Origin of the sequence: Hahella chejuensis KCTC 2396 (assembly GCF_000012985.1) — a bacterium.
Classification (GTDB): Bacteria; Pseudomonadota; Gammaproteobacteria; order Pseudomonadales; family Oleiphilaceae; genus Hahella; species Hahella chejuensis.
In genome coordinates, this window is the sequence record NC_007645.1 from 434,851 (window position 1) to 450,828 (window position 15,978).

At 58.0% G+C, this 15,978-nt stretch carries 11 protein-coding genes; 3 read left to right on the top strand and 8 right to left on the bottom strand.

The annotated features are described in order from the left end of the window. Positions 1-57: 57 nt before the first annotated feature. The 4 genes from HCH_RS01950 to gap form a co-directional block, all read right to left on the bottom strand. Positions 58-4,398 carry a cation-translocating P-type ATPase gene (locus tag HCH_RS01950; RefSeq protein WP_011394416.1) on the bottom strand — a complete coding sequence of 1,447 codons (4,341 nt, stop codon included), beginning with the start codon at positions 4,396-4,398 and terminating at the stop codon, positions 58-60. A gap of 102 nt (positions 4,399-4,500) precedes the next feature. Beyond that, positions 4,501-5,181: a DUF72 domain-containing protein gene (locus tag HCH_RS01955; protein ID WP_158304917.1), complete on the bottom strand. Its 681-nt coding sequence runs from the start codon at positions 5,179-5,181 to the stop codon at positions 4,501-4,503. 319 nt (positions 5,182-5,500) lie between these two features. After that, positions 5,501-6,949, bottom strand: coding sequence for a pyruvate kinase (gene pyk, locus HCH_RS01960; protein ID WP_011394418.1), 1,449 nt, complete (start codon positions 6,947-6,949; stop codon positions 5,501-5,503). Between the two features lie 25 nt (positions 6,950-6,974). After that, complete coding sequence (gene gap, locus HCH_RS01965) at positions 6,975-7,979, bottom strand: type I glyceraldehyde-3-phosphate dehydrogenase (RefSeq protein WP_011394419.1); 1,005 nt, start codon at positions 7,977-7,979, stop codon at positions 6,975-6,977. A 222-nt stretch (positions 7,980-8,201) separates the two neighbouring features. On the opposite strand from gap, the gene edd reads away from it, so the two are divergent. From edd to HCH_RS01980, 3 genes are read left to right on the top strand one after another with little or no spacing between them, the layout of a single operon-like run. Continuing rightward, positions 8,202-10,025: a phosphogluconate dehydratase gene (gene edd / locus HCH_RS01970; RefSeq protein WP_011394420.1), complete on the top strand. Its 1,824-nt coding sequence runs from the start codon at positions 8,202-8,204 to the stop codon at positions 10,023-10,025. Then, positions 10,018-10,986: a glucokinase gene (locus HCH_RS01975; RefSeq protein ID WP_011394421.1), complete on the top strand. Its 969-nt coding sequence runs from the start codon at positions 10,018-10,020 to the stop codon at positions 10,984-10,986. The genes edd and HCH_RS01975 overlap by 8 nt, the downstream gene beginning before the upstream one ends. Continuing rightward, on the top strand, positions 10,986-11,870 hold the full coding sequence (locus HCH_RS01980; protein WP_011394422.1) for an aldo/keto reductase: 885 nt from the start codon (positions 10,986-10,988) through the stop codon (positions 11,868-11,870). The genes HCH_RS01975 and HCH_RS01980 overlap by 1 nt, the downstream gene beginning before the upstream one ends. A 32-nt stretch (positions 11,871-11,902) precedes the next feature. Here HCH_RS01980 and HCH_RS01985 read toward each other — a convergent pair whose 3' ends face one another. The 4 genes from HCH_RS01985 to HCH_RS02000 all read right to left on the bottom strand — a co-directional run bounded on the left by HCH_RS01985 (position 11,903) and on the right by HCH_RS02000 (position 15,768). Further along, entirely contained in the window at positions 11,903-12,244 is a 342-nt protein-coding gene (locus HCH_RS01985) for a YfiM family lipoprotein (RefSeq protein ID WP_011394423.1), read from the bottom strand. Beyond that, positions 12,229-12,921 carry an aspartate/glutamate racemase family protein gene (locus HCH_RS01990; RefSeq protein ID WP_011394424.1) on the bottom strand — a complete coding sequence of 231 codons (693 nt, stop codon included), beginning with the start codon at positions 12,919-12,921 and terminating at the stop codon, positions 12,229-12,231. Before HCH_RS01990 ends, HCH_RS01985 begins: the two co-directional genes overlap by 16 nt. Before the next feature lie 132 nt (positions 12,922-13,053). Then, positions 13,054-13,443 (bottom strand): hypothetical protein, encoded by a 390-nt coding sequence (locus HCH_RS01995; RefSeq protein WP_011394425.1) that lies wholly within the window; start codon positions 13,441-13,443, stop codon positions 13,054-13,056. A 204-nt stretch (positions 13,444-13,647) separates the two neighbouring features. Next, entirely contained in the window at positions 13,648-15,768 is a 2,121-nt protein-coding gene (locus HCH_RS02000) for an alpha-amylase (RefSeq protein WP_011394426.1), read from the bottom strand. Positions 15,769-15,978: the final 210 nt, after the last annotated feature.

The following is a 15,978-nucleotide window of genomic DNA, read 5'->3' on the forward strand; positions in this document are numbered from 1 at the left end:
AATCAGGGGGCTGGACCGGGCGTTAGAGCTTTCCGCCTTTCTCGCGTAAGCGCCCCCTTATCCCGCTTTCGCCTCGACGTTCTGCGTCTCGACATTGTTTTCCGTCAGCCAGTCGCGCACTTTCTCCGCGATTTCCTGCTCCGCCTCCACACTTGCTTGCTCCAGCTTCGGCAGGAATTTTGCGCCCACCAGGGAGGCGCCCAGCGAGGCAATTACGCTGAGCCAGCCGGTGACGCCTGGACGGACACAGCCGAACACTCTCGCCAAACCGGGAATTTCCACTATCGCCACCAGCATTGCCGCAGCGCTGATCGACGCCAAGGCGACTTTGCGCGAGCCTTTGCCGGCCATAATGGTTTGCGTGAGTTGTGAGCCGATCAACGTCAGCAGAGCGACGGTCGACGCATGATCCGGTCCCCGCAGCAGACGGTCGACAGCCCAGGTGACGACGGTGACGCCGCCGGTCAAGCCTGCGCGCCATTGAATTTCCCGGGTCAGCGCGACGCCCAGGGATGCTTCCGGGCCTTCTTCCAATAACTGGCGCGCTTTCAATTTGGTGGGTTTGCGCAGAGCTACTGCGAGAGCCGGGACGGAATCGGTCAATAGATTGATCAGTAATAGTTGCCGCGCATTTAATGGCGAGCGTCCTTCCAGCAGCCCGGCGATCAAGGTAAAGCCGATCTCTCCCAGATTGCCTCCGACCATCAGGCTTACTGCATCGCGCACGGCGGTCCATAAAGCGCGTCCCTCCAGCACTGCGGTGACGATGGTTTCTATACGGCCATCCACCACCAACAGGTCCGCCGCTTGTTGGGCGGCCACACTGCACTCCGCGCCCAGGGCGATGCCGACTTCCGCCAGCCGGATCGCCGCGGCGTCGTTGGCGCCGTCTCCGGTCATGCCAACCACTTCGCCGCAGCTCTGCAGAGCGGTGACGATGCGCGCTTTCTGCGCGGGAGAAACGCGGGCGAACACGGATACCTGCGACGCCGTCTGCGCCAGTTCCTGATCGTCCATAGCATCTATCTGAGCTCCGGTGAGCACGGCGTCGCGGCCGTCCATATGCAGGTCGCGGGCGATGGCTTCCGCCGTCACCGGATGGTCGCCGGTAATCATTTTTACTTTGACGCCGGCTTCCCGCAACAGATTGAGAGCGTCTCTGGCGCTCTCGCGGACCGGGTCCGCCAGCGCCAGAAAGCCGCGAAATATGAGGCGTGAGACTTTGTCCCGGTTGAGAGTAAGACTGCGCGCCGGACGTTCCGCCACCGCCAGAATGCGATAGCCGCGGCTTGCCAGCGAATAGGCCAGTTCAGTCAGCTTCTTGCGGTTTTCGTCGTCGAGGACGGTGATACGGCCATCCGGCTGCCGCCAGCGGTTGCAGCGCTCCAGCACAATTTCCGGCGCGCCTTTGACGCACAGGCGTTTGTTTTTGTCCTGTTGGTACAGTGTGGCGTGATAACCACGCTCGGACTTGAACGGCATCTCTTTGACGCGGTTCCACTCATGCATCGCTTCGCGCAGGGAGGGAGCATGAGTCAACACCGCTTCGCCGATCACGCGATCGGTGACATGCGCAGTGTCTTCGTCACCGCTGCCGTGCGGGCTGGCCAGCATTGCGATGAGCAGCACCTCGCGGGCGAGATCGTTGAGGTCCTCAACGGAGACGATTTCCTCGTCGATGGCCACCAACCTGAGCGCCAGCGAGCCTTCAGTGAGAGTGCCGGTTTTATCTGCGCACAATACGGTCATGCGCCCCAGCGCCTCGATCGCGCGAGGATTGCGGGCCAGGGCTCCTTTTTCTCCAAGGCGGCTGGCGGAAGCCAACTGCGCCAGGGTGGCCATAATTGGAAGGCCTTCCGGTACAGCCGCCACCGCCAGACTGACGCCGGAGCCTATCACTTCCTTCACCGGTCGTCGCCGGGAAAGTCCCGCCAGCAACAGGGCGATGCCGGAGAAAGCGGCGATAGGCAGCGTCATGTCAGTGAGCTGATCCAGACGCTTTTCCACGCCATTGCTGGGGGGCTCCGTCAAGTAATGGCTGCGGCGCGCTTCGGAGCGGGAGCGCTCCGTCACCACTACGGCTTCCACTGTCCCTTGCACCACGGTGGCGCCTTCGAACAGCATGGACGAGCGCTCCGCCAGGTTGGGACTGAAACTGGGCGCAGTGTGTTTTTTTACCGGCAGAGATTCTCCCGTCAGCGAGGACTCATCCATTTCCAAGGCCTCAGCCTTCAATATACGCGCGTCCGCCGGCGCCACATCGCCTGCGGTGAGGGTCAGCACATCTCCGGGGCGCAACGCTTTCGCTGGTCCTTCCAGGTACTCTTCGCCGCGCTGGAAGGTATAGAGTTGCGCGGCGCTCATGCCTAATTGTTGCAATTGCTGCTCGGTCTTGCGGCGTTGCAATCCGCCTATCAACCCATTCAAACCTACCACGGTCCCAATCAGCAGCGCGTCTCCGACCGCCCCGGTAAATATCGCCAGCCCTGCGCCAGTGAGCAGTATCGGAACCAGGGGAGTGGTCATTTCCTCCAGCCATAACCGCCATAGGGGTTGCGGCGCGGCGCTTTGCTCCAGCGCCACAGGCAGCGGCTCCCGCTGTTGCAGTCGTTCCAATACGGCTTCCGCGTCCATTGCGTGCCAGGGCGTGCTGTCATGTCTCAGACTCAGCGGCAGTTCAGATACGTTTCGCGCCAGGCGATAGCTGTTCAACATGGCGCAGAGGGAGGCCAGACTGGCGGCCAGACGCACCCGTTTAAGCATGCGCCGGTCCATTTTTTCCAGCGACAGGATCAAACCGCTGAAAGCGTCGATCTTGGCCAATTCCACGCTTTGCGCCGCCATTGTGCGGGTCTGGGCGATAGCGGATAGCAGCCGCCATATCGTATCCAGAGGCGTAGACGTCAATATATGGGCGCCGAAGGGCCAGGGTTCTCCTTCTTTAAGCAAGCCGACCGCGAGATCGGCTTCCGGCAGCAACGCGGAGCCTCCGATCGCCATCACCGACTCGCCGCGGCGTTGATATTCACGGATACGCTCGCGGACCGGCTCCTTGTCGGGGTTCAAAACAGTCACTTTTAGTTCCAGGGCGCGCATTCTGGACAATACCGATTCCAGGGTATGGTCGGTCACCTCCTGTACCAGGACGGCGGCGCAGATGCGATTATCGCGAGTCACTATACGCAGGCTGTCCAGTGGCTGGGAGGTCGCCCTCCACCATTCGCGCAGGCGTGGGGGGACCTCTTGTTCCTGTTCTGGTGTGCGCCATTGGTAGGTGCGGCCTTTCCATTCGACAGCGGGCTCCGTCAGGAGTCCGTCAAGCACCGCCACCGGCGTGCGATGCCGGCCGCTGTGGCGGGTGGCGGTTACCGCCGGGCGTTGAGTACGGAACAATTCTTCATCCAGCGCCACTCGGTCAATGCGATCCAGACGCTCAAGAACCGACGGCTCTTCCAGCAGCAGAATGTCCGCCTTCGCCATACGTTGCGCCAGGGCCAGGCAGAATGCTTTGCGTCCGCGGTGAGCCGGGCGTGGTAGAGAAGAGAAAAAGGTCGATGCGGACTGCGTCAGGTCGTGGGTGAACGCCATCCCAGCGCTGAACGCCGCCAGCGCCAGCTTTTCCGCCGTATCTTTATATTTTTCGATAGGCCCGTCCGGTAATGGCCGGGGGCGCTGAGGCGCAGGCTCCGCTCCCCGCCTCAGTTGCTCGATCTGCTGCAGACAGGCGTCGCGCAGTTGATCCCAGGATTGCTGGCGGGCTTCTTCCGCGCGCCATTGCTGCAAGCGCAGCGCCATGTCCACCAACGAGCCCGACCAGCCATGGCTGAAGGACTCACCGACAGCGTTCATAAAACGCAACAGCAACTCGGTGTTTTCCGAACCAAGCATATGATCCAGCGGCTTGCGCAATGGCGACGTCTGCTCCAGTAAAATGCTGACGGCGGACAGGTCTGTGAAAAAGCGAAAAGTACGGCCGCTGACTTTACCGAACGTCATCCCCGCGCCCATGGCGGAGAGATCCAGGCCCAGCTCCAGCAACGCCCGGTAGCGGATGGTCATTTCTTCCGGAAAACGCGTGTCCGTTGCGAAGAGGTTACGATGCAGCCCGTAGGAGCGCTCCAGCTTTTCCACCGTCTCCAGCGCCGCCTTGCGGCTTTCTTCGCCGGCATTTGCACGCTTGACGGCGAGACGGTCCAATTCCGGGATATACCAGGCGTGCAGGCAATGCCCGGACTCTACGAGTTCGCGCTCCAGGCTGCGCAGGAATTCCGGGGAGTTGCGGCCGCCTTCACGCAACTCCAACAACAGCCAGGGACCATAGATGGACTCCTGGCGAACCTGCCCGAGAGCCTGTCTCAGGAGATGGCCTGGGAGGGGAAGGCGCCAACGTTTAAACATGATCAAACACTCCCTTTTTGAAACACATTGCTTTTATCTCAACCCGGGCTCTCAGTGGAGATATGGCGGTCTGGAGCGAATTCGGCGCTGCGCGCCGCTTTTCTAGTCCTGGGCCAGCCTGTTTAGCCTTGCGTCAACACGGCCCGCAATTGCATGGCTTTTTGGGCGCGCGCCCTGCTTCGTCATATTCGCCCTGGTCGCCCCGTCGGGTCCGTGGAGCCGCAGATAGATCAGATTGGCGGTTACTTTCACGGGCGCCAGAAAACCGTTCAGATCATGAATACAAAACGCCGCGCGGTAATCCGCCAGCAGGTCGTAAGTTTCTTGCGTATACCAGATTGGGTCGCGGAACTCGAAGGCGTAACGGAAGTCCCGGCTCAGCGCTTGTAGAAATTCTTTCAGCCGCCGCCCGTTAAAGCGCCAATGCGGCGGTAGTTGGAACAATATCGGGCCCAGTTTGTCTTCCAGGGCAGAGATGCGCTCCAATAAAGGAGGCGCATGACGCTCAGGGTCTTTGAGCTTTTTCATATGAGTGATATACCGGCTGGCTTTGACGCTGAATAAGAAGTCGGGAGGGGTGGCGTCGCGCCATTGCAGCAATGTCCGCTGCGGGAGCAGGTGATAAAACGAGCTGTTGAGCTCCACCGCGTCAAAGTGACGGCAATAGTATGAAAGCATTTCGCCGTCAGGCAGATCTTGAGGATAAAAGGGGCCGCGCCAGTGAGTATAAGACCATCCTGAAGCGCCTATGCGGACGCCATGAGCGTCGTCTCTCTGTTTCATGCCTCCCTTCCGCATGCGACATTTTTCCCGGATCTCAGCCTACAACCATAGCAGGATTGTCGACAAAAAAATGCCCGCAAAGCAAACTTAAACTCGTTTTCATCCGTTGGCGGCGACGGAGGATGCGAAGACGGCTGTGGAGGAGATTGCGCTTGCAGACCCAAATTGCAGGCAAAAAAAGAGCAGGGTGGAATGGGGACTCCGGAACCCTGCTAAATCACTCAGATTGCGAGTGCGAGAGTGTGATCGAAAATGAGGAGACCGGGTTAGACGCGGCCTCCTGCTAAAGTGGATAAAAAGCGTTTGGGACCCTTCATCCTTACTGAATAGAACCGCCTACGCGCACGATCTTCATCGTATTGGTGCCGCCCTGTGCGTTGACGTAGTCGCCCTTGGTAAGGATTACCAGGTCGCCGTCGGTCACGACATTGCGTTTCACCAGCTCGTTCACCACCAATTGGTTGATCTCTTCGTTGGGATGTTGATCCGAATCGAAGGGAATGGTCTGCACGCCGCGGTATAGAACGACTTTGTGCTGGGTTTCATGGTGGCGCGAGAACGCGTAAATCGGCAGGGGCGATTTGATGCGCGACATCAACAGCGGCGTAGCGCCGGTTTCCGTCATACAAATAATCGCCTTCACGCCTTTGAGATGGTTGGCCGCATACATCGCCGACAGGGCGATGGATTCATCAATGCGGGCCATTCCCTCATGAATACGGTGTTTGGACTGATGCGTGGACGGATGTTTCTCCGCGCCAACGCAGATCCGCGCCATGGCTTCCACCGCCTGCGCCGGATACTGACCCACGGCTGACTCGGCGGACAGCATGACTGCGTCGGTGTAATCCAGCACCGCGTTGGCGATGTCGGATACTTCCGCGCGAGTCGGCATGGGGCTGCTGATCATGGACTCCATCATTTGCGTCGCAGTGATCACTACCCGGTTCAGGGTTCTGGCCCTGGCGATAATATGTTTCTGTACGCCAACCAGCTCCGCGTCGCCGATTTCCACCGCCAGGTCGCCACGAGCGACCATGACCGCGTCGGAGGCCAGGATAACGGCGTCCAGTTGTTCGGGATTATGAACCAGGTCGGCGCGTTCAATTTTGGCCATCAGGCTGGCGTTAGAGCCTTCCGCCTTCAGCAGCGCGCGCGCTTCGTGCATGTCTTCCGGGGTGCGTGCGAAAGAGACTGCGACATAGTCCGCGCCCAGCTTGGCGGCGGTCTTGATGTCCGCTTTGTCTTTATCCGTCAGCGCGTTGGCGGAAAGTCCACCGCCTTTCTTGTTCAGGCCTTTGTTGTTGGACAGTTTGCCGCCGATAATCACGCGACAGATAATTTCCAGTCCGACAACCTGCTCGACTTCCAGTTCCAGGCGACCGTCATCCAGCAGGAGAGTGTCTCCGGCGGCGACGTCATTCACCAACTGTTCGTAGTCGATGCCGACCCGATCAATATCGCCGGCTTCTTTATCCAGGCGAGCGTCCAGTACAAAACGCTGGCCTGGCGTCAGGGTGACTTTGCCGTCGACAAATCGAGCGATGCGCAGCTTGGGGCCTTGCAAGTCGGCAAGAATGGCGACAAAACGATTTTGCTTGCGCGCGAGTTCGCGCACCAGTTCCGCACGGGCGATGTGCTCAGCGGCTTCGCCGTGGGAAAAGTTGAGCCGGACAACATCGACTCCCGCCTTGATGATGGACTCCAGCGCCTCAGGTGAACTGGTGGCTGGACCCAGTGTGGCGATTATTTTGGTGCGACGTAACATATCTCTACCTCTCGTATGAACCGGATTATCTGGCGACCTTCATCAGAGCCAGCGTGTTGTCCAGCATACGGTTGGAGAAGCCCCACTCGTTGTCGTACCACGCCATGACTTTTACATGGCGGCCTTTAACTTTGGTTTGGCCTGCGTCAAAGATGCTGGAGAACGCCGAATGGTTGAAGTCGGCCGATACCAGTTTCTCTTCGTTATAGTCGAGAATTGCTGATTTCGCAGCAGCTTCCCGCATGATTTGGTTGATTTCTTCTTTGCTGGTGTCTTTGCCTGCGATGAAAGAAAAGTCCACCAGAGAAACATTGATGGTGGGGACCCTGACCGCCATGCCGTCCAGTTTGCCTTCCAGTTCCGGCAACACCAGGCCAATCGCCGCAGCGGCGCCGGTTTTGGTGGGGATCATGGACTGGGTGGCGGAACGCGCGCGGTACAGGTCCGAGTGGTATACGTCAGTGAGTTTTTGATCGTTAGTATAAGAATGAATCGTTGTCATCAGGCCGCTTTCAATGCCTACCGCCGCCTGCAGAGCCTGAGCGACCGGCGCCAGACAGTTGGTGGTGCATGATGCGTTGGAAATCACCTGATGGTCCGCGCTGAGAACATTTTCGTTAACGCCGAAAACCACTGTGGCGTCTACTTCAGTTCCGGGAGCGGAAATAATCACTTTCTTGGCGCCGGCTTCAATGTGACCCATGGCCTTGGGCTTGCTGGTGAAGAAGCCTGTGCACTCGTAGACCACGTCTACGTTCAGGGCTTTCCAGGGCAGCAGCTTAGGGTCTCTTTGCGCGCTGATGGAGATGCGGTCGCCATTGACGGTCATGGACTCTTCGTCATGGCTGACTTCACCGGAGAACCGCCCGTGAACTGTGTCATACTTGAACAGGTGAGCGTTGATGGCGGCGTCGCCTAAATCGTTGATAGCGACTACCTGAATGTCTTTGCGATAGTTGTTTTCATAAAGGGCGCGGAGAACGTTGCGTCCAATGCGACCAAAACCATTAATAGCAACTCGAATCGTCATGCCAATCCTCCAGGTGGGGAATTTTTTGTTTTCACATGTAGTAAATATAACAAAATAATTTCCGTAATGGTACGGTCATGTCGTGATTTTGATCAATTAATCTTGTAATATTACCAAATAATTGGTTTTTTCCTCGTCAGGCTTGGAGTTACCTGCGTATCAGCGCAGCCGCCCGGCGTACTATTGGGACAAACAGACGAACATATAAAAGAGCGATCAGCTATGCACCCGACTGTAGACAGAGTTACCCGACGCATTATCGAGCGCAGCAAAGCCACCCGAGCAGCCTATTTGCAGCGCATGGAGAACCTGAAAAACAATAAGCCGCAGCGCAAAACCCTGGCGTGCGGCAATCTGGCGCATGGTTTCGCGGCCTGTACGCAGTCGGATAAAGATGTGCTGCGTCTGATGAATCAGGCCAATGTCGCAATTGTTTCCGCCTACAACGACATGCTCTCCGCGCATCAGCCCTACGAAACCTATCCCGAAGTAATCCGCAATGCGGTGCGGGAAATGGGCTCCGTGGCGCAGTTCGCCGGCGGCGTGCCCGCCATGTGCGACGGCGTGACGCAGGGGCAACCGGGGATGGAGCTGAGTCTGTTCTCTCGCGACACCATCGCCATGAGCACGGCGATTGCGCTCAGCCACAATATGTTCGACTCCGTCCTTCTATTAGGTATTTGCGACAAGATCGTTCCCGGCCTGTTGATCGGCGCACTGAGCTTTGGTTACCTCCCTTCTATATTGATTCCCGCAGGTCCAATGCCGTCTGGCCTGCCTAATAAAGAGAAGCAGCGTATTCGTCAGCTCTACGCCGAAGGCAAAGTGGGCAAAGATGAACTGCTGGAGTCGGAAAGCCAGTCTTATCACAGCCCGGGCACCTGTACTTTCTATGGCACAGCCAACAGCAACCAGTTGCTGGTTGAGGTCATGGGCCTGCATCTGCCTGGCGCGGCGTTTACTCATCCCAACACCCCATTACGGGAGGCGCTGACCAAAGAAGCGGCGCAGCAGGCGGTGCGCTTGTCCGCGCCCAATGGCGGGACTCTGGGCATGGCGGATATGGTGGACGAAAAGACCATCGTTAACGCGTTGGTGGCCTTGTTGTCTACTGGCGGCTCCACCAACCACACTATGCATTGGGTGGCGATTGCCCGGGCGGCGGGAGTGATTATCAACTGGGACGATTTCTCAGAACTTTCCGACGTGGTCCCCTCGCTGACGCGGATTTATCCGAATGGTCAGGCGGATGTGAACGCATTTCATGAAGCGGGCGGAACGCCTTTCCTTATTAAGGAACTGTTGGGCGCGGGTCTATTGCACGACGATGTGGAAACTGTCGTGGGCAAGGGCCTGAGCCGCTATGCGCAAGGACCGGTGTTGCAGAACAACGCACTGGTATGGAAAGACGCGCCGGCGGAAACTCTCAATCCCGCCGTACTGAGCTCGGCGGCGGAGCCGTTTTCCCCCAATGGCGGCCTGAAGGTGTTGTCCGGCAATTTGGGACGCGGCGTCATCAAAGTGTCCGCGGTGGCGGAAGAGCACTGGGTGGTGGAAGCGCCAGCGGTGGTGTTTGACGATCAAAACGACCTGGGCGACGCTTTCAGCAGCGGCAAACTGAATAAAGACTGCATTGTGGTCGTGCGCTTCCAGGGCCCGAAAGCCAATGGCATGCCGGAGCTGCATAAACTGACGCCCTACCTGGGCGTGTTGCAGGACCGGGGCTTCAAGGTGGCGCTGGTGACGGACGGACGCATGTCGGGCGCCTCCGGCAAAGTGCCGGCGGCCATCCACGTATATCCGGAGGCCGCTAACGGCGGTCCTCTGGCGAGAGTACGCAATGGCGATCTAGTGCGTCTGGACGCGCGTAAAGGCGTATTGGAGATACTGACGCCTGCGGAAGAGTTCGACGCCCGTCCGTTAGCGACGGCGAATCTGAGCGCGAATGAACTTGACTATGGCCGCGAGTTGTTCGGTATGATGCGCCGTCAAGCCAGCCATGCGGAAGCTGGCGCGTCTAGTTTCTGGAGTAGCGTCGATGAGTAAAGCGCAATACGCCCTGGTGGGCGATATTGGCGGCACCAATGCGCGTTTCGCGCTGGTGGCCCGGGATAGTTTCGAGCTGGAGCACATCCAGGTGCTTCCTTGTAATGATTACGCCAATCTGGATGAAGCGGTGCGGGATTACCTGGCCCATCATCCAGAAGCTGAAGTTCATGAAGCCTGTATGGCGTTCGCCTGTCCGGTGCACGGCGACACTATCAAAATGACCAACAATCACTGGACTTTCAACAAGGCGGACATGCAGGCCCGTTTGGGCTTTGATACGTTCAAGTACGTTAATGATTTCACCGCTATGGCCCTTGGCACTCTGCACGTGGCGGACGAGCGCTTGCAGAAAGTCGGCGGCGGTGAGGGCAAAGACGGCGCAGCCAGATTGGTGATTGGTCCTGGTACAGGATTGGGCGTGTCTGGTCTCGTGCGCACCATGACGGATTGGGCTCCGTTGTCCACGGAAGGCGGTCATGTTGATTTTGCGCCGACGGATGAAGTGGAAATCAGTGTGCTGCGAATCCTGAAAGAGCGTTTCGGGCGCGTATCCGTTGAGCGGATTCTGTGCGGCGAAGGCTTGTTGAACCTGTATCGCAGTCTATGCGAGATCGATGGCGTAGAGCCGGCGCATACGCAGCCTTCGCAAGTCACGGAAGCGGCGCTGGCGAACAGTGACGTTATCGCTCATAAGACATTAAAACTGTTCTGCGCCATTTTCGGACGCGTAACGGGCAATGCTGCGCTGACTTTGGGCGCGCTCGGCGGCGTTTACGTGTGTGGAGGCATTATTCCCCGCTTTATTGAGTTTTTCCGCGACAGCGATTTCCGCCAGTGTTTTGAAGACAAAGGCCGGATGCGCGATTATCTCGGCGGCATTCCTGTTTATGTGGTGACGGAAACTTACACCGGGCTGCTCGGCGCAGCGGAAGCATTGAAAAACCAAGAGGTGCATTAGTGGATCAGGTGCGGGCGGAGCTGCAAGCGGCTCCTTTGGCGTTGGGAATGATGCGCCTGTTGGATTATCCGGAACTTTGTCCTGCGTCCGCGCTGGCGGCGTGGATTGAGGCGCGCTTGGAGCAGGGGCTGAAAGTATTCGATCACGCCAATATATACGGCGGCGGCGAATGTGAACGTTTGTTTGGTTTGGCGTTGCAGGCCGCTCCGGAATTGAAGGAGCATGTGCGCCTGATCTCCAAGTGCGACATCGTTCCTCCCGCCGAGGACGGTTCCTCTGACTTCGTGAAGCATTACAACACGGAAGCCGCCTATGTGATGGCGTGTGTGGATGACTCTTTGCGTCGTCTGCAAGTGGACAGCATCGACTGTTTCCTGCTGCATCGCCCAGACCCGCTGATGCCGGTGGAGAATACGGCGCGGGCGCTGGAGGACCTGCTGATGGCCGGCAAGATCAAGTCCATCGGGGTGTCTAACTTTCTGCCCGAACACTGGCGTCTGCTGGCGGACCACCTGAATGCTCCTTTGCTGTGCAATCAGATAGAGCTTTCCCTGCTGGCGAACCAATCTTTGTTTGATGGAACCATGGACGCTCTGCGGCGGGACCAGGTGCAGACGATGGCGTGGTCTCCATTAGGCGGCGGCGGATTCTCGCGGGTTCCCGCGTTGGGTGACGCCTTGGCCGCCATGTCGGCGCAAACTGGCGTGTCTGAGACCGGATTAGCCTTATCCTGGCTGAAGCGTATTCCCGGACGGCCATTGCCGGTATTGGGCTCTTTGCGTGAATCCCGCATTAATGACGCCTTGGCCGGGGTTGGCCATGAGATGTCTCGAACTGATTGGTATGCGTTGCTGGAAGCGGCTCGCGGCCACTGCGTCGCCTGATCCAGCGGCCTTGCGTCAATCTGGCGTGAGGCTTACAGGCACCTTGATGCGGCCAGCGCGCCGGTCAAGGCGCCTAACAAGTTGACCGCCATATCCTTGTAGCTCCAGTACTTCCCTGCATAGTTTTCATCGTAATATTCTTTTCCCGCGCCGAACGTCATGGCGACTCCCACGCTTAACGCTGCGCTTCCGCAATCGCTGCGAGAGCCGCTGTCCAGTTGATCGGCGGCTGCCGCGGCGATTGCGGCGGAGGCGGTGAAGTGCGCAATCTTGTCTTTCCCCAGCCAGTCGCTGGGATCTTCACGCAATGCGGCGCAGCTGCTGAGAAACAAGGCTAGCGTCAGAACGAGGGCAGGTTTTATGCAGTCGCCCATTTTACCGCCATGGCGCAATGCAGGTTCGTGGTGTCATAGAGCGGAATGACGCAGTCTTCTGGACTGACCAGCAAGCCGATTTCGGTGCATCCCAGTATCACGCCTTCCGCGCCCTGACTGGCGAGGTTCTCAATGACGCGATAATAGAAATCTCTGGATGAAGGAAGCAGTTCGCCTCGGCACAGTTCTTCATAAATGATGCGGTTGATTTCTTCCTGTTGCGCCGATTCCGGTGTGATCACTGCAATGCCGGTGGCGTCATGAATACGTGTTTTGTAGAAGTCTAACTGCATGGTGTAGCGGGTGCCCAGCAGCGCCACTTTTTTATGGCCGTTGCGCTGTAGCTCGTCAGCAGCGGCATCGGCGATGTGCAACAGAGGAATAGTGAGACGTCTCTCTACTTCCGGCGCTACTTTATGCATGGTGTTGGTGGCGATCAACATGGCCTGGGCCCCGGCGCGCTCCAGGCCAGCGGCGGCTTCCGCCAGCATTTCGGCGAGGCTGTTCCAGTCTTGTTGCGCCTGCAGGCGCTCAATTTCAGCAAAATCAAAGCTATGCATCAGGAGTTTGGCGGAGTGCAGGCCGCCCAGGGCGTCTTTAACTCCCTGATTGATGAGGCGGTAGTAGCTTTGGGTCGACTCCCAGCTCATTCCGCCCAGAATGCCCAGGATTTTCATGGTCTGTTCCTTCTGGCGTATGTTGATGATTTATAAACGGTTGAGTCACCACGCTAACGCCTGTGGCATTCTCTCGCAAGAGGATGCGGCCCGCCAGCTGAAGTTGTTTGACCTCGGGCGGGCCTGTCAGAATCAGACTTCGCGGTATTCCACTTTGTTGTCGTAAACCACCATGCGTGATTTGCCCGCCAACCAGGCGCGATCATAGGGCGAGATAAAGTAAACGCCGGTGATGAACAGGTAAAACACGCCAAACATGTAGGAGTAGGCGAATGTGGCGATGCCGATGAACAACACGGCGGCGCCCATCAGATATAACTTGAGTTCGCTGAGGTCCGTAACGGTCGCCATCTGTAGTTGCTGAAGGATAATGAACAACTTGGTGGAGATATAGACGGTGCCGGTGAAGACCAGGAACAGGAGGATGTTCGACCAAGTCACGCCGCCAAACAGGAAGTGTGCGGCGGAGAAAAATAATGAAACCTGGACCAATCGGGTAGGGGTTTTATCGCTTAATTGCATAACTGCGCTCCTTAGGCTCTGTTGATACTGCAAATACGCCCGATAAGTAAATTGGGATCGGCGGGGGGTAATGGACATTCTAGACCATAAACTCCCCCCAGGGGATTACCACTTGGTTATTAATCAGCGGCAATTTGTAAGGTTTTTTAGCCGCTCCGACGGAAGGTCTTGCTTCCGTCGGAGCCGGGAGGGAAGCGAAGGGCGCTAACGTCCCCTTTCTGCGGAGACAATGATGACGCGGTCTTCGCCGTGAGTGCGAGCGAACGCATAAGGCGCTTCGCTGAGTTTCTGATGTTGGCCTGCGCCAATGGCGGCGTGTCGGTGGCGGAACTGGCCAAGCTTGCGCCAATGGGAGAGTACGGCGTCCACGGCGCCGGCGTCGATATCCGCCCAGTTCATATCGGAGCGGGTTCCCTGACTGGGATCGGAGCCGGTGGGGCCGAAGCGCCGCAGGCTTTCGTCGCCGTAGTAAATCTGCACGGCTCCCGGCGCCAGCAATAACGCGGCGGCGACACGCTTTTGCAACTCCGGCGATTGCCTGGCCAGGGTGCTGAACAATTGCGTGTCATGGGAGGAGATATAGCTCATGACGTTGAAATCAGGATCTTTGTTCAGTTTCTCTGCGTAATCGTTGTATACCGGCTCCAGATTGGATAGGCAGTCAGCGCCCTGACGGGCGTGCTTGCGTTGGAAATCGAAGTTGATCACCGCGTCGAAACCGGCGTCGAAATAGGCGCTCTTACTGACGTCGTGAGGAAATACTTCGCCCACCATCCAGAAGGGATCACTGAAGCCCTCGCTTTCTCCATGCTGGCTGCGATACTGAGTCAAAGCGGCGGCGGCTTCTCGCTTCAACATCAGCCAGGACGCCGGCTCCACATGTTTGACGGTGTCCACGCGAAAGCCGTCAAGGCCGTAATCGCGCACCCACTTCGTGAGCCAACTGACCAGATAGTCGCGGACGGTTGCGTTGGGAAGATCACGGGCGCCGGTATCGGCCTTGCTGCGCAGAAAAGCAGGAAGGGAGACGGTCTGATCGGACTCGGTTTTAAAGTCCGGCAGGAACGCCAGCGAACCTTTGATGGGGTCGACGCCTGCGTTGGGGGGACTGTCGTAATCATAAATACCCGCCCGCACCCAGTCGCGGCCCCACCAGTCCGCCCATTTGGCGTGGTCGTAATTGATGTTGGCGTGATAGCCGTGGAAGTTTTCATTACCGCTGGATTTCCAGTCGCCCCAGCGTGGCGGCAGGTATTGTTCAAAACCGTCGAACAGGCCGCCGAAGCCGAAATCCTGCATATCCTGCAGGGTGGCGTAGCCGGGGTGGTTCATCACGACGTCGAACAGCACTCGAATGCCCCGTTTGTGGGCCTGTTCAATCAATGTCTTCAGCTCCGCCTCTGTGCCCATGTTGGCGTCCAGACGGGTGAAATCAAGGATGTAGTAACCATGGTAGCCATAGTGAGGGAAATCGCCGCGATCTCCGCCGCCCACCCAGCCGTGAATCTGCTCGAAGGGAGGAGAAACCCACAGCGCATTGACGCCCAGAGACTGCAGATAATCGAGTTTGGCGGTGAGGCCGGCGAAGTCGCCGCCATGAAAGGTTCCGATTTCCTCTGCGCCATCCGCCTTGCGGCCATAACTGTGGTCGTTATCCGTGCGCCCGTTGGCGAAGCGGTCGGTGAGAGCGAAATAGACGGTGGCGTTATCCCAGGTGAAGGGTTGTGGCGTCGCTGTGTCCGCCTCCAGCAGCATCAAGCCCTCGCTGTCGGCGGCGGGCGTCAGACTGATCTTGCCGTCTATGACCTGGGCGCGCCGGCCGGAGTAGAAGTCCCGCACCCACTCTCCCTCCTTGAAGACTGGCGCGACCTGAATGCTTTGCTCTTCTATGGCGGGAGCGCAAACCCCGGTCGATGTGGCCTGGGCGGTCGTATTTTTTACTTCGGCCGGTTTGGGCGCGGCGCGCTTAATGACGCGAAAATGCGGCTCATCCCCCTGATTCAGCAAAATCTGGTAGACGCCGGCGGTTTCTATTTGCAGGATGTAATCCCCATGCAGATCCGGCTCCAGGTCCACTTTTCGATACAACCTGACTGGCTCCGCCTCTGCTTCGCCTGCGCCGAAGCGCAAGCGGTACTCGCCGGGCTCAAATTCGCCGTAAGCCAGTCTCTGGCCGGGTTGGGGCGTTTCAAAAAACAGCCGCACCGGCGCGCCGCCGTTTATCTGCACCCAGCTCGCTGGATCAGAGGATCGCGGTTGACTGGCGCAAGCGGTGAGGAGCGTCGATAGAGACAGGGCGGGTAGCAGCACACGGGGTCTGGCCATGTTGGGAAACCTCTTGTTTTATTCTTGGATGGGCGGACCAGATGACGTTCAGGCGTCTTCAACAGACCCTAATGGAAGCAGAATAGACGGCGGGAGAGTAGGTGGAATTAGGGGGATGAGTCTACTCCCCCCCTATACGCCTATGGGATTAAAAATAGGGATGATGCGGATCTTACTCATATGGCGGAGTATCCCTAAACACATAATGCC